This is a genomic window from Rhizobium lentis (assembly GCF_014200175.1).
Lineage (GTDB): Bacteria > Pseudomonadota > Alphaproteobacteria > Rhizobiales > Rhizobiaceae > Rhizobium > Rhizobium mulingense.
The window spans coordinates 42140-64608 of record NZ_JACHBD010000003.1 but is presented as its reverse complement, the minus strand read 5'-3'; the positions used below and the strand labels follow the sequence as shown (position 1 = coordinate 64608).

The window sequence follows — 22469 nt, the reverse complement described above, 5'->3', positions numbered from 1 at the left end:
GCCTTTACATCGGCGGCTGGCGTCTCTATGTCACCAGCACTTGAAAGACCGAGACAGAGAAGCAGGAAAATGCGAGCCGAAATCGAAAACGTGGTCGATGAAACCAAGCAGGCTATCACCCTGCTGAGGAGGCATCTTTGACTGGGACCAGGCAGTAAGACGACTGGACTGGTTGAACAACAAGGCAGAGGATCCGAACCTCTGGAATGACGCCACCGAAGCGCAGAAGCTGATGCGGGAGCGCCAGCAGCTCGATGACGGCATCAACGGCGTCCGGCAGCTCGAACAGCAGCTGAAAGACAATGTCGAACTGATCGAACTCGGCGAGGAAGAAGGCGACGGAGGCGTCGTCAAAGAGGCCGAGGACGCCTTGAAGGCCTTGAAGGCCGAGGCTGCGCGCCGCCAGGTGGAAGCGATGCTCTCCGGCGAGGCCGACGGCAACGATACTTATCTCGAAGTTCATTCCGGCGCCGGCGGCACCGAAAGCCAGGACTGGGCGAACATGCTGTTGCGCATGTACACCCGCTGGGCCGAACGCCAGCGCTTCAAGGTCGAGCTTCTTGAAGTTCACGACGGCGAAGAGGCGGGCATCAAGTCCGCCACCCTGCTCATCAAGGGACACAACGCCTATGGCTGGCTGAAGACGGAATCGGGCGTGCATCGCCTGGTACGCATCTCGCCTTACGACAGCAATGCGCGTCGCCATACGTCCTTTTCGTCGATCTGGGTCTATCCTGTTGTCGACGACTCGATCAATATCGACATCAATGAAAGCGATTGCCGCATCGACACCTATCGTTCGTCGGGCGCCGGCGGCCAGCACGTCAACACGACCGACTCGGCCGTGCGCATTACCCATATCCCGACCGGGATCGTCGTTGCCTGCCAGCAGGAACGTTCGCAGCACAAGAACCGCGCCAAGGCCTGGGAAATGCTGCGTGCCCGCATGTACGAAGCCGAGCTGAAGAAGCGGGAAGAGGCTGCCAACGCCGAAGCCGCCTCCAAGACGGACATCGGCTGGGGCCATCAGATCCGCTCCTACGTGCTGCAGCCCTACCAACTGGTCAAGGACCTGCGCACCGGCGTCGCCAGCACCGCTCCTGATGACGTACTCGACGGCGATCTGAACGAATTCATGGAAGCGGCCCTTGCCCACCGCATCAGCGGCGCCGCCGACGCGGTCGTCGAGGATGTCGACTGACAGGCAGCAGCGAGATCGAATGACGAGAAGGCTCCGGAGACGGGGCCTTCTTCGTTCAGACGATGGCGCGGATGTCGCCGCCCTGAAACAGCGCTGCCGACAGATCGGCGGTTTCGTCATGAATGGCTGCGCGCGCGATATCAGGGGGATCGGTGAAGAGCTCGGCCGCAAAGGCAAAGCCTATTCCCGTACCCTCCGGTACGAAGACATAATGCCCGAGGCCGCCGTCGAAAATCTTCAGCGCGCTGCGCGCCAGCCGAGCATGCAGCCATGCAGAACATTCTTCGGCCGGTGCCGCCCTGTCGGCATCGCCTACCAGGATAAGAGCAGGGGCCTCGATCGTTTTCAGACTTTCCTCGCTGAAAGCGAAAATGGAGCGCCCCGGCGCACAGAGGAGCGCCGCCTTGATCCTGTTGTCCCGATAGGATCGCGACATGCGGGACCATGACCGGCGAAACACATCGCTCTCGCGCAGCAACGAGGGAATATGATCGGCAAGGTCGGGAAATTCCCTTGGGCCGCGCGGACCACCCGGTTTCAGCCTCGACGGTTCGAACTGCGAGAACTGGGCGATGGCGCCGAGAAGGAGCATGACGCTATAGGCTCCGGCCGAAAATCCGGCCGCGAACGCACGGGCTGTATCAATCCGACCGGCGAGATCGCCAAGCCATTCGCGACTGCGATCCAGCATCAGGCTTAGGTCAGGCGCGCGTTCCCAGAGACAGGCAAAACCTTCGGCCCGATAGGGCTCGATGCCGGTATTGCCGTGATGGTTGACGCCGAGCGCAACAAACCCGCGTTCGACCAGGCGCCGCGCCAGCCATTCCAGCCCTGCCGCAGATCCGCCGGTGCCGTGCGACAGCAGGACGAGCGGATAAGGTCTGTTTGCCGGCCGAATCGGCGCGTCGCGGGCGACCACCGCCTTGCGAAACCAGCTTCGTTCCCGAACATCGCTTTCCCGCGCATCATCGGCAGCCGGATACCACAGAGACCAGCTGACGGGCCGCGGACCGAATGCGTCCCAGTCCGGTCTTTGGTCATCGTAAAGTACCCCGTCGCGAAAGCCGAGTTTCATCTTCAAAGCCTGTGCAAACAGCGTCTCGCTGTTCAATTGGTCGCCTTCTCGATGGTGATGTCACCGAATTCGTCGATCAGCACCGTCCAGCCGTCCGGCTCGGCCGCCGGGTCGGTCTTCAGATAGATGGTGGCGAAGAGGCCGGGTTGCTTGCTGATGCCGCTCGAATTCTCCGGGCGTATGTCGGTCACGTAGGGCTTCAGGTCGCTGATCTCCTGCAGCTCGATGTTTGAGGCGATCGCCGGGCCGGTCTCCGTCTGGGCAATTTGCTGCAGATAAACCTTCGAGGTCCGATCCGGCTGGCGCACGGCAAAGAGCTTGTAGTAGCCATGGCGCTTTCCCTGAGGGGCGGAAACATTCTCGGTGGCGGAAGGCGCCCGCTCGATTTCAGGTGCGTTGCCGTCGTCCTCCCAGTAGCCGGTGCTGGTGGCAAAGATCACCGTAGCCGGCAGAATGGGGTCCTGAGCGGGAGCGGCGGTGGCGGCCGAGCATCCGACGAGGAAAATCGTGGTCATCAATATCCGTCGCATTGCCATCGCCTCAATCTTTGAACTGCTCGGCGAGGATACGGTCGGACCAGGAGCGGTCGGGATCGGAGAGGATGCGCGCCGTCATATGCTCCGACTGGGCGATGCGGACATGCAGCACCGACTTGACCTCAGTATTGTCGGCTACCGCATTCACCGGCCGCTTCACCGGCTCGAGCACGTCGATATCGACGGTCACCTTGTTGGGAAGCAGCGCCCCCCTCCAGCGCCGCGGCCTGAAAGCGCTGACCGGTGTCATGGCGAGCAGCGGCGCCTCGAGGGGCAGGATCGGGCCATGGGCGGAAAGATTGTAGGCTGTCGATCCGGCTGGGGTGGCCACCATCAGCCCGTCGCAAATCAGCTCCTCCAGGCGCACGTGCCCATCGACCACGACCCTGAGATTGGCGGCCTGATATGACTGGCGGAACAGATAGACCTCGTTGATGGCAAGGGCCGTTGAATTGGTGCCGTCGGCATTGGCCGTCGTCATCTTCAGCGGCCGGAAGGCGTTTTCGACAGCGACGCAGATGCGCTCCTGAAGCCGCTCCGTGCTGTAATCATTCATCAGGAAACCGACCGAGCCGCGATTCATCCCGTAAACCAGCTTGCCGGAATTCATGGTGCTGTGCAGCGTCTGCAGCATGAACCCATCGCCGCCGAGCGCGACGATAACGTCCGCCTTGTCCTGCGGCACGTCGCCATAGATGCGAATCAGCTCTTCGCGTGCGGCGAGCGCCTCCATCGTCGGCGAGGCGATAAACGAAAGCGTCTGAAATGAACGGCCCATGCAATGCCCTTTGTGAAGCTGCTCTAGCTAAAGGATAAAAGGCCGTTGCGACAAGGCCGTTTTGCACGGCCCGGCGTTTTGCCGCCAAGCCGGACCGTCCGCAGGGATCGGATTTTCCTTTACAGGAGCGCAGAATCTGTTAGTTGGGCAGCTATTGCCCTTGTAGCTCAGTTGGTAGAGCACCTGATTTGTAATCAGGGGGTCCCGGGTTCGAACCCTGGCGGGGGCACCATCCCTATTCTCCGATACGCTGTCCATTGATGAACCCTGCCTGAAGGGCTGCTTCAGCGGCAGTTCAGCCGCTTCGGGGCATTGTCTCCTCACCATCAATGAGGACGCAGCCATGAAGCTCGCACACATCATTCTTACCGCAACCATTGCCGCCGCTGCGGCTTTCGTCGCCGTCGCCCCTGCATCCGCCATGCCGGCCGGACGGCCGGCGATGACGGCGCAAGGAGATATTGTCCAGATTCGCGACAGCTGGCGAGATAATCGTTGGCGTGATGACGGTGACTGGCGCGCCGACCGTGACTGGCGTGGCGACCGTGGCTGGCGCGATGGGCGCGATTGGCGCCGCTCCGACTGGCGCGATGATGACCGCCGCTGGCGGCGGTGGCGTGCCGAGCGGTGGCAGGAACGCCGCGAGTGGCGCCATCGCGATCGTGATATCCCCTTCTGGCTTTATCGCGGCTGAGCGCAGCTGCGAACGCTCAGCACCGTCAGCTCAATGAGCGACCGGTTCGTTGACGCTGGCCTCGATCCTGTCGCCCTTGCCGGGCTGGCCGGCGCCGGAAGGCGAGATCATCGCTATGCTGAGCACGGAGGCGACCATGAAGGCGACGACGGCGATCATTATGCGCATGAGCGTTCAATCCTCGTTCGGTTGGGATTAACGCACAATCGCCGTCCGCGTTCCTCTCGGCCTATTGCACCGGTCCCGGCGTCGCGGGGCCGGGCGCCGTCGGCGACAGAGGATCGGGCTGGTGGACGGGATGCGAGGTGTCCACCCAGATGATGCTGAGGATGATTCCCACAAAGGCCGCGATGAACAGGATACCGAAAATCAGCGGTCGAATGGCCATGACGGGGATCACTCCTTCTTACTTGTGACCGGTCGCTACGATCGATCGCCGCCCGATCATAGTGCTCCAGAAGGTCATTCCAAGGCAAAAGTGGATTTCTGCTGCCTAATGCATGTTGCCCGGAAGTGTACACCGGTTCCGGGATAACGACATGCAAAAGACAAAGAGCTAACGCGCGTCGCGGCGCACGAGTGAAAGCGGCTTGCCGCCTTCTTCCCGGGACTTGTCGAAATTGCCGTCGGCGCGCATGTGGAAGTCAAGCGACGCACCGTCATGACTCATCAGCGTCAGACTGAAACCGTCGATATGCCAGATGGCGAGTTTCAACCGGGCGACATTGGCGGCGCAGTCTCCGGAGATTGACAACGGCGCAATGCCGTCCGTATTTGCAGTGCCCTCGAGTGTCACGCTGCAGAGTTTTTCGCCGTCCGGTCTTTGCATTACCCATTTCCCGGCAAGGCTGCTGAAGGTCGGCAGACGATCGACCCCGTCGGGAGCCGAGACCAGCAGGAGAGGCGTTTCGCCTTCCGTCTTCATCGGCGAGCCTTCATTCTCGACGAAACGGGCGACGATCTTGCGCGTCGGATTAATCAGGATGAGGCCGCCATTGCCGCTGAAATTCCAGGAAGCGGCTTCAGCAAGCGCCGGCAATGACTTGGAACAGCTGTCTTGGCCCGAGAGCGAATAGCCGCCGATCGCAAGGTCGGTTTCGAGCGTCAGCCGGCACCCGGCGCCTCCGCCTTCCGGCGCGACCAGATAGCTTCCCGCTTGCGCTCTGAGAATATCGGGATCGATATCCTGCGCGCCAGCCGGACCGTAGGCCAGCAGCGCGGTTGCTGGAATTGTCAGCCGAAGCATAGAACGATTCATGGCAATCCCTTTGCCGCGGCCCGTAAGCCCGCCTTTAAGTCCAGCCTATGCCTTTAAGTAAAGCCGCGCCGCATAAAGCGCGATCGCCGCTGCGTTCGAAACGTTGAGCGATTTGATCGCGCCCGGCATGTCGAGGCGGGCAAGCGCGGTCACGGTCTCGCGTGTTTTCTGCCTGAGCCCCTTGCCCTCCGAGCCGAGCACCAGCGCCACCTTGTCGCCCGAAAACGTGCCTTCGAGCGGCGCCGGCCCTTCCGAATCGAGCCCGATGGTGGCGAAACCCAGCTTGTGCAATTCGCCGAGCGCATCGGCGAGATTGGTGATCTGTATATAAGGGATCAGTTCCAGTGCGCCGGAGGCGGATTTGGCGAGCACGCCCGACTCGGTCGGGCTGTGCCTCTGGGTGGTGATCACCGCCCCGGCATTAAAGGCGACTGCCGAGCGCATGATCGCGCCGACATTGTGCGGATCGGTCACCTGGTCGAGGACGAGCAGGAGAGGGCTGTCCTTCAGCGCCTCGAGCCGGCGCACCGGCAGCGGCCGTGTCTCCAGCATGACCCCCTGATGGATCGCCTCGGGGCCGAGCACTTTGTCGATCTCGTGCGGCGGGACGATCTCGAAGGCAATGCCGAGCGTTTCGATGTTGATTTCAAGCCGCGCGAGCGCGTTCTGCGTCACGGAGAGTTTGATCTTCTTGCGCTCGGGATTGTCGAGCGCCGCGCGTACCGTATGCAGGCCGTAGAGATAGACCTGGTCGGGCGCCAGCGCCGGCGGCTTCCAATCTTCGGCCCCACGCTTGCGCTTCTGCGGCTGAGGTGTCGGGATCTCGCCGCGTTCGCGCTTGGCGTCGCGGTGCGCACGCCTGAGATTGGCGTAATGCGTATCCTTGGCGGATGGGTCTGCTGCGGCCTTGCCGCTGGATTTCTTGTCTTTGCTCATGCGGCTTTATAGCTATGGCGTTGGCTGCCGCATAGGCTTTCTTTCATATGCGGGCTTTCGGCGGCGAATGAAAATTTTCGTGTTTTTTCCGTGGTCATCGTGTTGACAGACAGAAATGCTCCGGTCATATACGCGGCGCAGACGACGGGCGGCAACGCTTCGAAGTCTGACGAACTTGGTCGAACGATCCGGACGAAAACTGGAGAGATGCCCGAGTGGTTAAAGGGGACGGACTGTAAATCCGTTGGCTCAGCCTACGTTGGTTCAAATCCAACTCTCTCCACCATTCGTCATCGGATCGGACCATCCCGCGGGTATAGCTCAATGGTAGAGCAGCAGCCTTCCAAGCTGAATACGCGGGTTCGATTCCCGCTACCCGCTCCAGTTTTCCCGAAGTCCGTTGATGCGACCGCTGCCGCGGCGATGCCGATGATGTTTCGGACGCCGACAATGGCGGCGATAGTCTGGCAGGTGAGGGCGCTCGACGCCTGGCGTCCAGCGCTGTTCTCCTGTTAGGCAGGCAGTTTTCTCTGGAATTTCAGCGATTTTTGAGGGGGCTTGGGCGAATCGCCTTGCAGGCGGCGAATTGTCTCCCATATGCGCTGTCACGCCAAGAATGGCGTCTGTAATTAAGTCTTGCGCAATTTCGCCGAAAGCCTTAAACGGCGGCACTAAACCGGTTCGCCGGGGCCACCATTTCGTTCACAGGAAGCATTCAAATGGCAAAGAGTAAGTTTGAGCGCAATAAGCCGCACGTCAACATTGGCACGATCGGCCACGTTGACCACGGCAAGACGTCTCTGACGGCAGCGATCACGAAGTACTTCGGTGAGTTCAAGGCGTACGACCAGATCGACGCGGCTCCGGAAGAGAAGGCGCGCGGCATCACCATCTCGACGGCACACGTCGAATATGAGACGCCGAACCGCCACTACGCGCACGTCGACTGCCCCGGCCATGCCGACTACGTGAAGAACATGATCACCGGTGCTGCCCAGATGGACGGCGCGATCCTGGTGTGCTCGGCTGCTGACGGCCCGATGCCGCAGACGCGCGAACACATCCTGCTGGCCCGCCAGGTCGGCGTTCCGGCGATCGTCGTGTTCCTGAACAAGGTCGACCAGGTTGATGACGCCGAGCTGCTCGAACTGGTTGAGCTCGAAGTTCGCGAACTGCTGTCGTCCTACGACTTCCCGGGCGACGACATTCCTGTTGTCAAGGGTTCGGCGCTTGCCGCTCTTGAAGATAGCGACAAGAAGATCGGCGAAGACGCGATCCGCGAGCTGATGGCAGCGGTCGACTCCTACATCCCGACGCCCGAGCGTCCGATCGACCAGCCGTTCCTGATGCCGATTGAAGACGTGTTCTCGATCTCGGGCCGCGGCACGGTCGTGACCGGCCGCGTCGAGCGTGGCATTGTCAAGGTTGGCGAAGAAGTCGAGATCGTCGGCATCCGTCCGACCTCGAAGACGACGGTGACCGGCGTTGAAATGTTCCGCAAGCTGCTCGACCAGGGCCAGGCCGGCGACAACATCGGCGCACTGGTTCGCGGTGTGAACCGTGACGGCGTCGAGCGTGGCCAGATCCTGTGCAAGCCGGGTTCGGTCAAGCCGCACAAGAAGTTCATGGCTGAAGCCTACATCCTGACGAAGGAAGAGGGCGGCCGTCATACGCCGTTCTTCACCAACTACCGTCCGCAGTTCTACTTCCGCACGACCGACGTGACCGGCATCGTCACGCTGCCGGAAGGCACGGAAATGGTCATGCCGGGCGACAATGTCACGGTTGCCGTCGAGCTGATCGTTCCGATCGCGATGGAAGAAAAGCTGCGCTTCGCCATCCGCGAAGGCGGCCGCACCGTCGGCGCCGGTATCGTCGCCTCGATCGTCGAGTAATCCTGGGATTACCTGCAATTCAGGAAAAACCCCGCTGGCGACAGCGGGGTTTTTTCGTTTTGATGCCTGATCGACGGATTAACAGGTGTTGTAAAAATATCGTTAAACAGGCCCGTCACAGTATTTTGTTCATCTCACGTTCAGAAACCGGTTTGTGATTGGCTCATTTTAGTTCAGACTCCTCTTTGTAGAGAGGAGAGTTCGCATGATTCCAAAGGCCACATTTGTTGCGACGATATTCGCAATGTATGTTTTCACGATGTTTTTCATCGCTGCGATTCCGCAAGAGGTTGTTCAATCGGCCGGCGTGCAGATCGACGAGGTCAGTGTCGTCAAGTGACGGCCCTGCAAATCATCGCCGGATTCGGCGGTGATTGGAAATGAATGATCAGGCGCCGGATGCAGGCGGCCTGATGAGGCGGGGGTGAACGCAGGATGCTCGCTTGCTCTTCGCGCGGAAGCGTCTAACTATGCCTCCGAATGACGCGGAGGATATTCCATGAAGAAACGAATCCTGTTCACAGGCGGTTCGGGCAAGGCGGGTCGCCATGCCGTGCCATGGCTCGTCAAATCAGGTTATGAGGTCCACAACCTCGATCTAGTGCCGCTGGATAGCCCCGGCGTAACCAATCTCATCGCCGACATTACCGATAGCGGTCAGGTCTTCAACGCGCTCTCCATGCATCGCGATTTTCCCGATCTCGACGCGGGCAGGGGCGTCCAGCCCTTCGATGCCGTCGTGCATTTCGCCGCCATCCCGCGCATCCTGATCAAACCCGACAACGAGACCTTCCGCATCAACACGATGGGCACCTACAATGTCATCGAGGCGGCGGTGAAGCTCGGCATCCGGAAGATCATCGTGGCGTCGAGTGAGACGACCTACGGCGTTTGTTTTGCCGAGGGGCATCGTGACTTCCACCAGTTCCCGCTGGAGGAGGATTACGACGTCAATCCGATGGATTCCTACGGCCTTTCCAAGGTGGTCAACGAAAAGACGGCGCGCGCGTTTGCCGAGCGTTCGGGCTTCGACATTTATGCGCTGCGCATCGGCAACGTCATCGAGCCGCACGAATATGAGAAGTTTCCCACCTATTTCGCCCATCCCGAAATGCGCAAGCGCATCGCCTGGAGTTATATCGACGCCCGCGACCTCGGTCAGATCTGCCATCTCTGCATCGAGAAGGACGGCCTCGGCTACCAGGTGTTCAACGCCGCCAATGACACGGTCTCGGCCAACACGCCGTCGAAAGAGCTTGCGAAGCGATTCTTCCCGAATGTCCCCTTTACCCGCGAGATCGGCGAATATGAGGGCCTGCTTTCAAATCGCAAGATTCGCGAAGTGCTGGGCTTCAGGGAAGAGCACGACTGGCGGAAATATGTGAAGATCTAAGTGCTTGCCAGCCAAGCGATTGAAAGGGCTGGTCGCTCGCAAATGAGCAGAACGGCTTTGAAAATCGAAAATCGTGCTTGCCAATCCGCCGCCGCCGTCTTAAAGGGAGCGCCATGCATTTCGGCAGCGATTTGCGGGTCTTGGCCCGGGCGCTGAAGGAGAGGCATGAAGGGGTATAGCTCAGTTGGTAGAGCGGCGGTCTCCAAAACCGCAGGTCGGGGGTTCGAGCCCCTCTGCCCCTGCCATTTTCCTTGATAGGGACAGCGCGACTGTGCTTGCAGCCGTTCCAGCCGGGGATCGATCGGTGGCAAGTAATTTCGTTAAACTTCGGTTTCCCTCTTGTGTATTCGGAAATCGGTGTTTATTTAGGGTTCAACAGACACGCGGTGCGTGGGGCTGATAGTTTCAGCTTTACGCGCCGTAATTGCGTGGGCAGTCGATGGCATCCAAATCCAATCCGTTTGCGTTTCTGCAGCAGGTTCGCTCTGAGACGTCCAAAGTTACATGGCCGTCGCGCCGCGAGACGATGATCTCGACGGTTATGGTGCTTGTGATGGTGGTGTTCGCCGCGTTGTTTTTCTTTGCTGCTGACCAGCTGATCGGCTGGGTTCTGAGCTTCGTGCTCAATACCGGCAACTGATACGGGTGGAGATGAAAATGGCGGCACGTTGGTACATCGTCCACGCGTATTCCAATTTTGAAAAGAAGGTGGCTGAGGACATCGAGAACAAGGCTCGCCAGAAGGGGCTTGAGCATCTGTTCGAGAAGATCCTCGTGCCGACCGAAAAGGTGGTGGAAGTGCGTCGCGGCCGCAAAGTCGACAGCGAGCGCAAGTTCTTCCCGGGTTATGTCCTCGTTCGCGCCAATCTGACGGATGAAGCCTACCATCTGATCAAGAATACGCCGAAGGTCACCGGCTTCCTCGGCTCCGACAATAAGCCCGTTCCGATTCCGGATTATGAAGCCGAGCGCATTCTTGGTCAGGTCCAGGAAGGTGTGGAGCGGCCCAAGGCCTCCATTACCTTCGAGATCGGCGAGCAGGTTCGCGTTTCCGACGGCCCGTTCGCTTCGTTCAACGGCACGGTTCAGGATGTGGACGAAGAACGTTCGCGCCTGAAGGTTGAGGTGTCGATCTTCGGCCGCGCGACGCCGGTCGAACTGGAATACGCTCAGGTCGAGAAGGTCTGATTGCAAGAGATTGGAAGCTGGCCCTTGCGGCCTGTTTCCCGCGGACCTCGTCCGCATCCGCGTGGAAGGTGAGGGGTCTTAGCCGGACCCTAATGATCCGCACCACGCAACCGCAGCCGCCGGAGAGATCCGGCATCACGGGCCGGGCGACCGGTCGTTCATGAAAGGCAGAGAGATATGGCTAAGAAAGTTGCAGGCCAGCTCAAGCTTCAGGTCAAGGCAGGATCGGCAAACCCGTCCCCGCCGATTGGTCCGGCGCTTGGTCAGCGTGGCATTAACATCATGGAATTCTGCAAGGCGTTCAATGCCGCTACGCAGGAAATGGAAAAGGGTATGCCGATTCCGGTCGTCATCACCTATTACCAGGACAAGTCCTTCACCTTCGCGATGAAGCAGCCGCCGGTCAGCTACTGGCTGAAGAAGGAAGCGAAGATCACGTCCGGTTCCAAGACCCCGGGCAAGGGCGCAAAGGCTGGTACCCTCACCAAGGCTCAGATCAAGACGATCGCCGAAGCCAAGATGAAGGATCTGAATGCAGCGGATATCGAAGGTGCAATGGCGATGATCGAGGGCTCTGCCCGCGCCATGGGCCTGGAAGTGGTGGGTTAAGATCATGGCTGGCAAGCGCACTCGCAAGATCAACGAAGGTGTTGATCCCACCAAGCTCTACGCTCTGACCCAGGCCATCGGCATGGTCAAGGAACGGGCTGTCGCCAAGTTCGACGAAACCATCGAAGTCTCGATGAACCTCGGCGTCGACCCGCGCCATGCGGACCAGATGGTTCGCGGCGTCGTCAATCTGCCGAACGGCACGGGCCGCACGGTTCGCGTCGCCGTCTTCGCTCGTGGCGCCAAGGCTGACGAAGCCAAGGCCGCTGGTGCCGATGTCGTCGGTGCCGAAGACCTCGTCGAAATCGTCCAGGGCGGCAAGATCGAATTCGATCGCTGCATCGCCACTCCCGACATGATGCCGCTCGTCGGTCGTCTCGGTAAGGTTCTCGGCCCGCGCGGCATGATGCCGAACCCGAAGGTCGGCACCGTCACCATGGATGTCGCCGGAGCCGTCAAGGCTTCCAAGGGCGGCGCTGTCGAGTTCCGCGTCGAGAAGGCTGGTATCGTCCATGCCGGTATCGGCAAGGCCTCTTTCGACGCCAAGGCTCTGGAAGAAAACATCCGCGCCTTCGCCGACGCCGTCATCAAGGCGAAGCCGGCCGGTGCCAAGGGCAACTACGTTAAGCGCGTGGCGATTTCCTCGACCATGGGCCCGGGCGTCAAGATCGAAGTCGGCTCGGTCACCGTAGCACCGACTGCATAATTTGATTGCCGGACCGCGGTCCGGCCACTGAATTTCCGGCCCCGCAAGGGGCCGGAATATTCCGGAGAAATCCGGAATCCTGTCCGAGATTGCAGGTGGTTTTCCCTTAATCACTTTGCCTGCATGAGACGGGTAAGACCCGAATTCATGAAGTTCGCTTCTAGAAACTCGGTTCGAGCCTTGGATGCCTTGTGCCTTCTTAGCCTTGATTGGCGCGGGAGCGCGGGGGGACAGGATCCTCAAGCGTCGCTTGGGATCTCGCATGATCCCGGGAGGCAAAAGGCAACCCGGCGGGCCCGTTCTCGGTCCCGCCAACTGGAGATAGGCAGTGGAAAGAGCGGAAAAACGCGAATTCGTCACGGAACTGAACGAAGTCTTCAAGGCTTCGGGCTCGGTTGTCGTGGCCCACTATGCTGGTGCCACAGTCGCGCAGATGAACGATTTTCGTTCGAAGATGCGTGCAGCTGGCGGTACCGTCAAAGTCGCGAAGAACCGCCTGGCCAAAATTGCCCTTCAGGGTACGGAAGCGGAAGGGATGTCGAATCTCTTCAAGGGTCAGACGCTGATTGCATACAGCACCGATCCGATCACCGCTCCGAAGGTCGTCATGGATTTCGCCAAGACCAACGACAAGATCGTTGTTCTGGGCGGCGCCATGGGAACAACCACGCTCAACGCCGATGCAGTCAAGTCGCTTGCGACCCTGCCTTCGCTCGATGAGCTGCGTGCGAAGCTGCTGGGCATGATCCAGACGCCGGCTACCCGCATCGCTGGGGTTGTTGCAGCACCGGCAAGCCAGCTTGCCCGCGTGTTTGCGGCCTACGCCAAGAAGGACGAAGCCGCTTAAGGCGGTTTTTCGCTGTACAAACTCAACAGTTCGAACCGAACAAAAGGAACTAGAAAATGGCTGATCTCGCAAAGATCGTTGAAGACCTCTCCTCGCTGACCGTCCTGGAAGCCGCTGAGCTGTCCAAGATGCTTGAAGAAAAGTGGGGCGTTTCCGCCGCTGCTCCGGTAGCTGTTGCTGCCGTTGCTGGTGGTGCAGGCGGCGCAGCTGCTCCGGCTGAAGAAGAAAAGACCGAGTTCGACGTCGTCCTCACGGATGCCGGCGCCAACAAGATCAACGTCATCAAGGAAGTCCGCGCCATCACCGGCCTCGGCCTCAAGGAAGCCAAGGACCTCGTCGAAGGCGCTCCGAAGGCTGTCAAGGAAGGCGTTTCCAAGGCTGAAGCCGCTGACATCAAGAAGAAGCTCGAAGACGCCGGCGCCAAGGCCGACGTTAAGTAAGCTTGAACTGCTTTTGGGAGGTGGCATTTGCCGCCTCCCATTTGCCGTTTTTCTGAACGAATTACCCAAAAGCCGCGTCAAAACGGCTTTTGGGTAATGGGTTCTTCAAAAGGATAGTCTCGCACCGAGGGCAGCACAGCAATCCGAGCTGGGCGTTTTTGGGAGTCGGACGAGATTGAACTACCCATTGATTGACGGGGTCGACTGGCCATCGGTTCCCGTCCGTTGCAGGCCCGGGTGCAAGATTTTGAAGGAGCGACGATGGCTCAGACCCTTTCGTTCAACGGTCGCAGGCGCGTACGCAAGTTTTTTGGTAAGATCCCCGAAGTCGCAGAAATGCCGAACCTCATCGAGGTCCAGAAGGCGTCCTACGACCAGTTTCTGATGGTGGAAGAGCCGAAAGGCGGCCGGCCCGACGAGGGTCTTCAGGCCGTCTTCAAGTCGGTTTTCCCGATCACCGATTTCTCCGGCGCCTCGATGCTGGAATTCGTATCCTACGAGTTCGAGCCGCCGAAGTTCGACGTCGACGAATGCCGCCAGCGCGACCTGACCTATGCCGCGCCGCTGAAGGTGACGCTGCGCCTCATCGTGTTTGATATCGACGAGGATACCGGCGCCAAGTCGATCAAGGACATCAAGGAACAGTCGGTCTACATGGGCGACATGCCGCTCATGACCAGCAACGGTACGTTCATCGTCAACGGTACCGAGCGCGTCATCGTCTCGCAGATGCACCGTTCGCCGGGCGTCTTCTTCGACCATGACAAGGGCAAGAGCCATTCTTCCGGCAAGCTGCTCTTCGCCGCCCGCGTCATTCCCTATCGCGGCTCCTGGCTCGACATCGAATTTGACGCCAAGGACATCGTCTACGCCCGCATCGACCGCCGCCGCAAGATTCCGGTGACGTCGCTGCTGATGGCGCTCGGCATGGACGGTGAGGAAATCCTCGACACCTTCTACACGAAGTCGCTCTACAAGCGCGACGGCGAAGGCTGGCGCATTCCCTTCAAGCCGGAAACGCTGAAGGGCGCCAAGGCGATCACCGAGATGGTCGACGCCGATACCGGCGAAGTCGTCGTCGAAGCCGGCAAGAAGCTGACCCCGCGCCTGCTACGGCAGCTGTCCGACAAGGGCCTGAAGGCGCTGAAGGCCGGCGACGACGACCTCTACGGCAATTACCTCGCCGAAGACATCGTCAATTACTCGACCGGTGAAATCTATCTCGAAGCCGGCGACGAGATCGACGAGAAGACGCTTGGCATCATCCTGGCGAACGGTTTCGACGAGATCCCGGTTCTCGGCATCGACCACATCAATGTCGGCGCCTATATCCGCAACACGCTTTCGGCCGACAAGAACGAGAACCGTCAGGACGCTCTGTTCGACATCTACCGCGTCATGCGTCCGGGTGAACCGCCGACCATGGAATCGGCCGAAGCCATGTTCAACTCGCTGTTCTTCGATGCGGAGCGTTACGACCTCTCCGCCGTCGGCCGCGTCAAGATGAACATGCGTCTCGACCTGACCGTCGAAGACACCGTCCGCATCCTGCGCAAGGACGACATCCTGGCCGTGGTCAAGATGCTGGTCGAACTGCGCGACGGCAAGGGCGAGATCGACGACATCGACAACCTCGGCAACCGCCGCGTCCGCTCGGTCGGCGAGCTGATGGAGAACCAGTACCGTCTCGGCCTGCTGCGCATGGAGCGCGCGATCAAGGAACGCATGTCCTCGATCGAAATCGACACGGTCATGCCGCAGGATCTGATCAACGCCAAGCCGGCTGCCGCAGCCGTGCGCGAATTCTTCGGTTCCTCGCAGCTCTCGCAGTTCATGGACCAGGTCAACCCGCTCTCGGAAATCACCCACAAGCGCCGCCTTTCGGCTCTTGGCCCGGGCGGTCTGACCCGCGAGCGCGCCGGCTTCGAAGTCCGCGACGTGCATCCGACCCACTACGGCCGCATCTGCCCGATCGAAACGCCGGAAGGCCCGAACATCGGTCTGATCAACTCGCTTGCGACCTTTGCCCGCGTCAACAAGTACGGCTTCATCGAAAGCCCGTACCGCCGCATCGTCGACGGCAGGGTGACGAATGACGTGCTCTACCTCTCCGCCATGGAAGAGGCCAAGTACTACGTCGCCCAGGCCAACGCCGAGATGAACCCTGACGGTTCCTTCGTTGACGAATTCGTCGTCTGCCGTCATGCCGGCGAAGTTATGCTCGCGCCCCGCGACAGCATGAACCTGATGGACGTTTCGCCGAAGCAGGTCGTTTCGGTGGCTGCGGCACTCATCCCGTTCCTGGAAAACGACGACGCCAACCGCGCCCTCATGGGCTCGAACATGCAGCGTCAGGCCGTGCCTCTGCTGCGCGCCGAAGCCCCGTTCGTCGGCACCGGCATGGAGCCGGTCGTCGCCCGTGACTCCGGCGCCGCCATCGGCGCCCGCCGCGGCGGCGTGGTCGACCAGGTCGACGCGACGCGTATCGTTATCCGCGCCACGGAAGACCTCGAAGCCGGCAAGTCCGGCGTCGACATCTACCGCCTGCAGAAGTTCCAGCGTTCGAACCAGAACACCTGCGTCAACCAGCGTCCGCTGGTCACCGTCGGTGACGTCGTCAACCGCGGCGACATTCTCGCCGACGGCCCGTCGACCGATCTCGGCGACCTGGCGCTCGGCCGCAACGCGCTCGTCGCGTTCATGCCCTGGAACGGCTACAACTACGAAGACTCGATCCTGCTCTCCGAGCGCATCGTTGCCGACGACGTGTTCACCTCCATCCACATCGAAGAATTCGAAGTGATGGCGCGCGACACCAAGCTTGGTCCTGAGGAAATCACCCGCGACATTCCGAACGTTTCGGAAGAAGCGCTGAAGAACCTCGACGAAGCCGGCATCGTCTATATCGGCGCCGAAGTTCAGCCGGGCGATATCCTCGTGGGCAAGATCACGCCGAAGGGCGAAAGCCCGATGACGCCGGAAGAAAAGCTTCTGCGCGCCATCTTCGGCGAAAAGGCCTCCGACGTGCGCGATACCTCCATGCGCATGCCGCCCGGCACCTACGGCACCATCGTCGAAGTTCGCGTCTTCAACCGCCATGGCGTCGAGAAGGACGAGCGCGCGATGGCGATCGAGCGTGAAGAAATCGAGCGTCTTGCCAAGGACCGCGACGACGAGCAGGCGATCCTCGACCGTAACGTCTACGGCCGTCTGATCGACATGCTGCGCGGACAGGTGTCGATTGCCGGCCCGAAGGGCTTCAAGAAGGGCACCGAGCTTTCGAACGCCGTCGTCTCCGAATATCCCCGCTCGCAGTGGTGGATGTTCGCGGTCGAGGACGAGAAGGTCCAGAGCGAGCTCGAAGCACTCCGCGGCCAGTACGACGAATCCAAGTCGCGCCTTGAGCAGCGCTTCATGGACAAGGTCGAGAAGGTCCAGCGCGGCGATGAAATGCCTCCTGGCGTCATGAAGATGGTCAAAGTCTTCGTCGCCGTGAAGCGCAAGATCCAGCCGGGCGACAAGATGGCCGGCCGTCACGGGAACAAGGGCGTGGTCTCGCGCATTGTGCCTGTCGAGGATATGCCGTTCCTTGAAGACGGCACGCATGTCGACGTCGTTCTGAACCCGCTCGGCGTTCCCTCGCGCATGAACGTCGGCCAGATCCTGGAAACGCACCTGGGCTGGGCTTGCGCCGGCATGGGTCGCCAGATCGGCGAATTGATCGAAGCCTACAAGGCGAACGGCAACATCGAGCCGCTGCGCAAGACCATCGGCGATGTCGTCGGTGCCGGCCCGAAGGCCGAGCAGGTCCACGAATTCGACGATGAGTCGGTTCTGCGTCTTGCCGACCAGTGGAAGCGCGGCGTTTCGATTGCAACGCCTGTTTTCGACGGTGCCCACGAAGGCGACGTCAACGACATGCTGCGTCTGGCGGGTCTCAAGGACACCGGCCAGTCGACGCTCTATGACGGTCGTACCGGCGAGCAGTTCGACCGCCAGGTCACGGTGGGCTACATCTACATGCTGAAGCTCAACCACCTGGTCGACGACAAGATCCATGCCCGCTCGATCGGTCCTTACTCGCTCGTTACCCAGCAGCCGCTGGGCGGCAAGGCGCAGTTCGGCGGTCAGCGCTTCGGCGAAATGGAAGTCTGGGCGCTCGAAGCTTACGGTGCGGCCTACACGCTCCAGGAAATGCTGACGGTGAAGTCGGACGACGTCGCCGGCCGCACCAAGGTCTACGAAGCCATCGTCCGCGGAGACGACACGTTCGAAGCCGGTATTCCGGAAAGCTTCAACGTTCTCGTCAAGGAAATGCGCTCGCTGGGCCTCAGCGTCGAGCTTGAGAACACCAAGCTTGACGAAGCACAGGCAAACCAGCTGCCCGACGCGGCCGAGTAAGCATTGATAGGGCGTGCGCTGCCATGCGGCGCACGCCGGTCCCGCCGGACGCCGCATCCATGTCGGCCCGGAAGGGAAGTTTCGCCGCATCTTGCGGTTATTCTCGTTTAAGCGAGGGAGGCGGCTCCCGGGAAATTGCCGCTGACCATCGCATTTTGAGGGCGCTTTCGCCCATGAAGGAGACAGGCATGAACCAAGAGGTCATGAATCTTTTCAATCCGCAGGTGCCTGCACAGAATTTCGATTCCATTCGGATTTCGATCGCGTCTCCGGAGAAGATCCTCTCCTGGTCCTACGGTGAGATCAAGAAGCCGGAGACCATCAACTACCGCACGTTCAAGCCGGAACGCGACGGTCTGTTCTGCGCGCGCATCTTCGGGCCGATCAAGGACTACGAATGCCTGTGCGGCAAGTACAAGCGCATGAAGTACAAGGGCATCATCTGCGAAAAGTGCGGCGTCGAAGTCACGCTGTCGCGCGTTCGCCGTGAGCGCATGGGCCATATCGAGCTCGCCGCTCCCGTTGCCCATATCTGGTTCTTGAAGTCGCTGCCGAGCCGTATTTCGACGCTGCTCGACATGACGCTGAAGGATGTTGAGCGCGTCCTTTATTTCGAAAACTACATTGTCACCGAGCCGGGCCTGACGGCGCTCAAGGAGCACCAGCTCCTCTCGGAAGAAGAGTACATGCTCGCCGTCGACGAATACGGCGAAGACCAGTTCACCGCGATGATCGGCGCCGAGGCGATCTACGAGATGCTGGCCTCGATGAACCTCGAGAAGATTGCCGGTGATCTGCGCTCGGAGCTTGCCGACACGACGTCGGATCTCAAGCAGAAGAAGCTGATGAAGCGCCTGAAGATCGTCGAGAACTTCATGGAGTCGGGCAACCGTCCGGAATGGATGATCATGAAGGTCGTCCCGGTCATTCCGCCGGATCTGCGTCCGCTTGTTCCGCTCGACGGCGGCCGTTTCGCGACGTCGGATCTGAACGATCTCTATCGCCGCGTCATCAACCGTAACAACCGCCTGAAGCGCCTGATCGAGCTTCGCGCGCCGGGCATCATCATCCGCAACGAAAAGCGCATGCTGCAGGAATCGGTTGATGCGTTGTTCGACAACGGCCGCCGCGGCCGCGTCATCACCGGCGCCAACAAGCGTCCGCTGAAGTCGCTCTCCGATATGCTGAAGGGCAAGCAGGGCCGCTTCCGCCAGAACCTGCTCGGCAAGCGCGTCGACTATTCCGGCCGTTCGGTCATCGTCACCGGTCCGGAATTGAAGCTGCACCAGTGCGGCCTGCCGAAGAAGATGGCGCTCGAACTGTTCAAGCCGTTCATCTATGCCCGCCTCGACGCCAAGGGTTACTCCTCGACCGTCAAGCAGGCCAAGAAGCTGGTCGAGAAGGAAAAGCCTGAGGTCTGGGATATTCTCGACGAGGTCATCCGCGAGCATCCGGTTCTGCTGAACCGTGCGCCGACGCTGCACCGCCTGGGCATTCAGGCCTTCGAGCCCACCCTGGTCGAAGGCAAGGCGATCCAGCTGCACCCGCTCGTCTGCACGGCCTTCAACGCCGACTTCGATGGCGACCAGATGGCCGTTCACGTGCCGCTGTCGCTCGAAGCCCAGCTCGAAGCCCGCGTGCTGATGATGTCGACCAACAACATCCTGCATCCGGCCAACGGCGCGCCGATCATCGTCCCCTCGCAGGACATGGTTCTCGGCCTCTATTACCTGTCGATCCTCAACCAGAACGAGCCGGGGGAAGGCATGGCCTTCTCCGATCTCGGCGAGCTGCATCATGCCCTCGAAAGCAAGGTCGTGACGTTGCACACCAAGATCCGCGGCCGTTTCAAGTCGATCGGCGAGGATGGCAAGCCCTACTCGAAGATCTATGAGACGACGCCTGGCCGTCTGCTCATCGGCGAACTGCTGCCGAAGAACGGCAAGGTGCCCTTCGACATCTGCAACCAGGAAATGACCAAGAAGAACATCTCCAAGATGATCGACACGGTCTACCGCCATTGCGGCCAGAAGGACACGGTCATCTTCTGCGACCGCATCATGCAGCTCGGCTTCTCCCATGCCTGCCGCGCCGGCATTTCGTTCGGCAAGGACGACATGGTCATTCCGGATGCCAAGGCGAAGATCGTTGCCGACACCGAAAGCCTGGTGAAGGAATACGAGCAGCAGTACAATGACGGTCTGATCACCCAGGGCGAGAAGTACAACAAGGTTGTCGACGCCTGGGGCAAGGCCACCGAAAAGGTCGCTGAAGAGATGATGGCCCGCATTAAGGCGGTCGAATTCGATGAGAACACCGGCCGTCAGAAGCCGATGAACTCGATCTACATGATGAGCCATTCCGGCGCCCGCGGTTCTCCGAACCAGATGCGCCAGCTGGGCGGCATGCGTGGCCTGATGGCCAAGCCGTCGGGCGAAATCATCGAGACGCCGATCATCTCGAACTTCAAGGAAGGCCTGACTGTCAACGAGTACTTCAACTCGACGCACGGCGCCCGCAAGGGTCTGGCAGACACGGCGCTGAAGACCGCCAACTCCGGTTACCTGACCCGTCGTCTCGTCGACGTCGCGCAGGATTGCATCGTCACGCATGTCGATTGCGGAACCGAAACCGGTCTGACGATGACGGCGATCGTCGACGCCGGCCAGGTCGTCGCCTCGCTCGGCGCCCGTATCCTCGGCCGCACGGCGCTCGACGACATCGATCATCCGGTCACGGGCGAGCGCATCGTCGATGCCGGCAAGATGATCCTCGAGCCCGATGTCATCGAAATCGAGAAGGCCGGTATCCAGTCGATCCGCATCCGCTCGGCGCTGACCTGCGAAATCCAGACGGGTGTCTGCTCGGTCTGCTACGGCCGCGACCTCGCGCGCGGCACGCCTGTCAACATGGGCGAAGCCGTCGGCGTTATCGCCGCTCAGTCGATCGGCGAGCCGGGAACCCAGCTCACCATGCGTACCTTCCACCTTGGCGGTACGGCAACCGTGGTCGACCAGTCGTTCCTGGAAGCCTCCTACGAAGGTACGGTGCAGATCAAGAACCGCAACGTCCTGCGCAACTCCGAAGGCAGCCTCGTTGCCATGGGCCGCAACATGACCGTCCAGATCCTGGACGAGCGTGGTGTCGAGCGCTCCTCGCAGCGTGTCGCCTACGGTTCGAAGCTGCATGTCGACGAAGGCGACAAGGTCAAGCGCGGCCAGCGTCTGGCGGAGTGGGACCCTTATACCCGCCCGATGATGACGGAAGTGGCCGGTACGGTTCAGTTCGAGGATCTCGTCGACGGTCTCTCCGTTCTCGAAGCAACCGACGAATCCACCGGCATCACCAAGCGCCAGGTCATCGACTGGCGTTCGACCCCGCGCGGTTCGGACCTCAAGCCGGCGATCGTCATCAAGGACGCCAGCGGCAATGTCGCCAAGCTGTCGCGTGGCGGTGACGCTCGCTTCCTGCTCTCGGTCGACGCCATTCTGTCGGTCGAGCCGGGCACGAAGGTCTCCCAGGGTGACGTTCTCGCCCGTTCGCCGCTCGAAAGCGCCAAGACCAAGGACATCACCGGTGGTCTGCCGCGTGTTGCCGAACTGTTCGAAGCGCGTCGTCCGAAGGATCACGCCATCATCGCTGAGATCGATGGTACGATCCGCCTCGGCCGCGACTACAAGAACAAGCGTCGCGTCATCATCGAGCCGGCGGAAGACGGTGTGGAGCCTGTCGAATACCTGATCCCGAAGGGCAAGCCCTTCCACCTTCAGGACGGCGACTATATCGAAAAGGGTGACTACATCCTCGACGGTAACCCGGCTCCGCACGACATCCTGGCGATCAAGGGCGTGGAGGCACTTGCTTCCTACCTCGTCAACGAAATCCAGGAAGTCTATCGTCTGCAGGGCGTTGTCATCAACGACAAGCACATCGAGGTGATCGTCCGTCAGATGCTGCAGAAGGTAGAAATCACCGACGCCGGCGACTCGACCTATATCGTCGGCGACAACGTCGACCGGATCGAGCTCGAGGACGTCAACGACCACCTGATCGAGCAGGGCAAGAAGCCCGCCCACGGCGACCCGGTTCTGCTCGGCATCACCAAGGCGTCGCTGCAGACCCCGTCCTTCATCTCGGCCGCATCTTTCCAGGAAACGACCAAGGTGCTGACGGAAGCGGCAATCGCCGGCAAGACCGACGGCCTGCAGGGTCTGAAGGAAAACGTCATCGTCGGCCGGCTCATCCCGGCAGGTACCGGCGGCACCATGACCCAGATCCGCCGTATCGCCACCTCGCGCGACGAGCTGATCCTCGAAGAACGTCGCAAGGGCACCGGTGCAGCCGTTGCCACGCCGATGCTGCAGGACATGGCTGAAAAGGCCCCGGCCGCGGAATAACCGCGGCTGAAGTCCCGGAATTCAAGATACGAATTGAAAAACCGCCCGGAGCGATCCGGGCGGTTTCTCATTTTTCTGTGCTCTGGTCGATCTGGCGGGGAGGGGGAACTACGTG

20 protein-coding genes and 4 tRNA genes are annotated in these 22469 nt (G+C 60.6%); 17 read left to right on the top strand and 7 right to left on the bottom strand.

What is annotated here, in order from left to right:
• Positions 1 to 69: 69 nt before the first annotated feature.
• Positions 70 to 1201 (top strand): peptide chain release factor 2 gene (gene prfB, locus GGI60_RS08495; protein WP_183914776.1). Its coding sequence is split into 2 segments (ribosomal slippage): positions 70 to 138 and positions 140 to 1201, totalling 1131 coding nucleotides; the frame shifts between segments, so codons are not numbered across the junction.
• Between the two features lie 55 nt (positions 1202 to 1256).
• Here the strand turns inward: prfB and GGI60_RS08490 are convergent.
• Genes GGI60_RS08490 through GGI60_RS08480 form a run of 3 tightly spaced genes read right to left on the bottom strand, consistent with a single transcriptional unit; the run spans position 1257 to position 3590 of the window.
• On the bottom strand, positions 1257 to 2276 hold the full coding sequence (locus GGI60_RS08490) for an alpha/beta hydrolase family protein (RefSeq protein ID WP_183915456.1): 1020 nt from the start codon (positions 2274 to 2276) through the stop codon (positions 1257 to 1259).
• Between the two features lie 32 nt (positions 2277 to 2308).
• Complete coding sequence (locus GGI60_RS08485; RefSeq protein WP_183914774.1) at positions 2309 to 2812, bottom strand: hypothetical protein; 504 nt, start codon at positions 2810 to 2812, stop codon at positions 2309 to 2311.
• 4 nt (positions 2813 to 2816) lie between these two features.
• Positions 2817 to 3590: an NAD kinase gene (locus tag GGI60_RS08480; protein WP_010059525.1), complete on the bottom strand. Its 774-nt coding sequence runs from the start codon at positions 3588 to 3590 to the stop codon at positions 2817 to 2819.
• Positions 3591 to 3746: 156 nt separating this feature from the next.
• Here GGI60_RS08480 and GGI60_RS08475 point away from each other — a divergent pair.
• Positions 3747 to 3822: transfer RNA gene (locus GGI60_RS08475), tRNA-Thr, on the top strand.
• Between the two features lie 111 nt (positions 3823 to 3933).
• Positions 3934 to 4284 (top strand): hypothetical protein, encoded by a 351-nt coding sequence (locus tag GGI60_RS08470; protein WP_183914773.1) that lies wholly within the window; start codon positions 3934 to 3936, stop codon positions 4282 to 4284.
• A 30-nt stretch (positions 4285 to 4314) separates the two neighbouring features.
• On the opposite strand, the gene GGI60_RS08465 is transcribed toward GGI60_RS08470, so the two are convergent.
• The 4 genes from GGI60_RS08465 to rlmB form a co-directional block, all read right to left on the bottom strand.
• Positions 4315 to 4452: a hypothetical protein gene (locus GGI60_RS08465; protein WP_183914771.1), complete on the bottom strand. Its 138-nt coding sequence runs from the start codon at positions 4450 to 4452 to the stop codon at positions 4315 to 4317.
• Positions 4453 to 4513: 61 nt separating this feature from the next.
• Entirely contained in the window at positions 4514 to 4672 is a 159-nt protein-coding gene (locus tag GGI60_RS08460) for a hypothetical protein (protein ID WP_164517777.1), read from the bottom strand.
• A 168-nt stretch (positions 4673 to 4840) separates the two neighbouring features.
• On the bottom strand, positions 4841 to 5542 hold the full coding sequence (locus GGI60_RS08455; RefSeq protein ID WP_183914769.1) for an AprI/Inh family metalloprotease inhibitor: 702 nt from the start codon (positions 5540 to 5542) through the stop codon (positions 4841 to 4843).
• Between the two features lie 45 nt (positions 5543 to 5587).
• Entirely contained in the window at positions 5588 to 6478 is an 891-nt protein-coding gene (rlmB, locus tag GGI60_RS08450) for a 23S rRNA (guanosine(2251)-2'-O)-methyltransferase RlmB (RefSeq protein WP_183914767.1), read from the bottom strand.
• 201 nt (positions 6479 to 6679) lie between these two features.
• Here rlmB and GGI60_RS08445 point away from each other — a divergent pair.
• The 14 genes from GGI60_RS08445 to rpoC all read left to right on the top strand — a co-directional run bounded on the left by GGI60_RS08445 (position 6680) and on the right by rpoC (position 22354).
• A tRNA-Tyr gene (locus GGI60_RS08445) sits at positions 6680 to 6764 on the top strand.
• Positions 6765 to 6788: 24 nt separating this feature from the next.
• A tRNA-Gly gene (locus GGI60_RS08440) sits at positions 6789 to 6862 on the top strand.
• Between the two features lie 335 nt (positions 6863 to 7197).
• On the top strand, positions 7198 to 8373 hold the full coding sequence (gene tuf, locus GGI60_RS08435; RefSeq protein ID WP_004669088.1) for an elongation factor Tu: 1176 nt from the start codon (positions 7198 to 7200) through the stop codon (positions 8371 to 8373).
• A gap of 205 nt (positions 8374 to 8578) precedes the next feature.
• Positions 8579 to 8713, top strand: coding sequence for a hypothetical protein (locus GGI60_RS32445; RefSeq protein WP_275593091.1), 135 nt, complete (start codon positions 8579 to 8581; stop codon positions 8711 to 8713).
• Positions 8714 to 8872: 159 nt separating this feature from the next.
• Entirely contained in the window at positions 8873 to 9766 is an 894-nt protein-coding gene (locus tag GGI60_RS08430) for an NAD-dependent epimerase/dehydratase family protein (protein ID WP_183914763.1), read from the top strand.
• Between the two features lie 169 nt (positions 9767 to 9935).
• Positions 9936 to 10011 (top strand) — tRNA-Trp (locus GGI60_RS08425).
• Positions 10012 to 10205: 194 nt separating this feature from the next.
• Positions 10206 to 10406 carry a preprotein translocase subunit SecE gene (secE, locus tag GGI60_RS08420; RefSeq protein ID WP_003573826.1) on the top strand — a complete coding sequence of 67 codons (201 nt, stop codon included), beginning with the start codon at positions 10206 to 10208 and terminating at the stop codon, positions 10404 to 10406.
• Between the two features lie 17 nt (positions 10407 to 10423).
• Positions 10424 to 10954, top strand: coding sequence for a transcription termination/antitermination protein NusG (gene nusG, locus GGI60_RS08415; RefSeq protein ID WP_004669067.1), 531 nt, complete (start codon positions 10424 to 10426; stop codon positions 10952 to 10954).
• Positions 10955 to 11131: 177 nt separating this feature from the next.
• Complete coding sequence (rplK, locus tag GGI60_RS08410) at positions 11132 to 11563, top strand: 50S ribosomal protein L11 (RefSeq protein WP_009985507.1); 432 nt, start codon at positions 11132 to 11134, stop codon at positions 11561 to 11563.
• Between the two features lie 4 nt (positions 11564 to 11567).
• Positions 11568 to 12269, top strand: coding sequence for a 50S ribosomal protein L1 (gene rplA / locus GGI60_RS08405; RefSeq protein WP_183914761.1), 702 nt, complete (start codon positions 11568 to 11570; stop codon positions 12267 to 12269).
• A 328-nt stretch (positions 12270 to 12597) separates the two neighbouring features.
• On the top strand, positions 12598 to 13116 hold the full coding sequence (gene rplJ, locus GGI60_RS08400) for a 50S ribosomal protein L10 (RefSeq protein WP_009994537.1): 519 nt from the start codon (positions 12598 to 12600) through the stop codon (positions 13114 to 13116).
• A gap of 56 nt (positions 13117 to 13172) precedes the next feature.
• Positions 13173 to 13556, top strand: a complete 384-nt coding sequence (rplL, locus tag GGI60_RS08395) for a 50S ribosomal protein L7/L12 (protein WP_183914760.1) — start codon at positions 13173 to 13175, stop codon at positions 13554 to 13556.
• A 261-nt stretch (positions 13557 to 13817) separates the two neighbouring features.
• The gene (gene rpoB, locus GGI60_RS08390; protein ID WP_183914758.1) at positions 13818 to 17957 is read left to right on the top strand and encodes a DNA-directed RNA polymerase subunit beta; all 4140 of its coding nucleotides are present in this window, start codon (positions 13818 to 13820) and stop codon (positions 17955 to 17957) included.
• 188 nt (positions 17958 to 18145) lie between these two features.
• Positions 18146 to 22354, top strand: coding sequence for a DNA-directed RNA polymerase subunit beta' (gene rpoC, locus GGI60_RS08385; protein WP_183914756.1), 4209 nt, complete (start codon positions 18146 to 18148; stop codon positions 22352 to 22354).
• Positions 22355 to 22469 lie beyond the last annotated feature (115 nt).

What these genes read in the sequence shown, in the direction of transcription:
- GGI60_RS08480 (WP_010059525.1), bottom strand. Translation starts at nt 3,590, where the DNA reads ATGGGCCGTTCATTTCAGACGCTTTCGTTTATCGCCTCGCCGACGATG.
- nusG (WP_004669067.1), top strand. Translation starts at nt 10,424, where the DNA reads ATGGCGGCACGTTGGTACATCGTCCACGCGTATTCCAATTTTGAAAAG.
- rplL (WP_183914760.1), top strand. Translation starts at nt 13,173, where the DNA reads ATGGCTGATCTCGCAAAGATCGTTGAAGACCTCTCCTCGCTGACCGTC.
- GGI60_RS08465 (WP_183914771.1), bottom strand. Translation starts at nt 4,452, where the DNA reads ATGCGCATAATGATCGCCGTCGTCGCCTTCATGGTCGCCTCCGTGCTC.
- tuf (WP_004669088.1), top strand. Translation starts at nt 7,198, where the DNA reads ATGGCAAAGAGTAAGTTTGAGCGCAATAAGCCGCACGTCAACATTGGC.
- GGI60_RS08430 (WP_183914763.1), top strand. Translation starts at nt 8,873, where the DNA reads ATGAAGAAACGAATCCTGTTCACAGGCGGTTCGGGCAAGGCGGGTCGC.
- rpoC (WP_183914756.1), top strand. Translation starts at nt 18,146, where the DNA reads ATGAACCAAGAGGTCATGAATCTTTTCAATCCGCAGGTGCCTGCACAG.
- rplA (WP_183914761.1), top strand. Translation starts at nt 11,568, where the DNA reads ATGGCTGGCAAGCGCACTCGCAAGATCAACGAAGGTGTTGATCCCACC.
- secE (WP_003573826.1), top strand. Translation starts at nt 10,206, where the DNA reads ATGGCATCCAAATCCAATCCGTTTGCGTTTCTGCAGCAGGTTCGCTCT.
- GGI60_RS08485 (WP_183914774.1), bottom strand. Translation starts at nt 2,812, where the DNA reads ATGGCAATGCGACGGATATTGATGACCACGATTTTCCTCGTCGGATGC.
- GGI60_RS08455 (WP_183914769.1), bottom strand. Translation starts at nt 5,542, where the DNA reads ATGAATCGTTCTATGCTTCGGCTGACAATTCCAGCAACCGCGCTGCTG.
- rpoB (WP_183914758.1), top strand. Translation starts at nt 13,818, where the DNA reads ATGGCTCAGACCCTTTCGTTCAACGGTCGCAGGCGCGTACGCAAGTTT.
- GGI60_RS32445 (WP_275593091.1), top strand. Translation starts at nt 8,579, where the DNA reads ATGATTCCAAAGGCCACATTTGTTGCGACGATATTCGCAATGTATGTT.
- rplK (WP_009985507.1), top strand. Translation starts at nt 11,132, where the DNA reads ATGGCTAAGAAAGTTGCAGGCCAGCTCAAGCTTCAGGTCAAGGCAGGA.
- rlmB (WP_183914767.1), bottom strand. Translation starts at nt 6,478, where the DNA reads ATGAGCAAAGACAAGAAATCCAGCGGCAAGGCCGCAGCAGACCCATCC.
- GGI60_RS08470 (WP_183914773.1), top strand. Translation starts at nt 3,934, where the DNA reads ATGAAGCTCGCACACATCATTCTTACCGCAACCATTGCCGCCGCTGCG.
- GGI60_RS08490 (WP_183915456.1), bottom strand. Translation starts at nt 2,276, where the DNA reads ATGAAACTCGGCTTTCGCGACGGGGTACTTTACGATGACCAAAGACCG.
- GGI60_RS08460 (WP_164517777.1), bottom strand. Translation starts at nt 4,672, where the DNA reads ATGGCCATTCGACCGCTGATTTTCGGTATCCTGTTCATCGCGGCCTTT.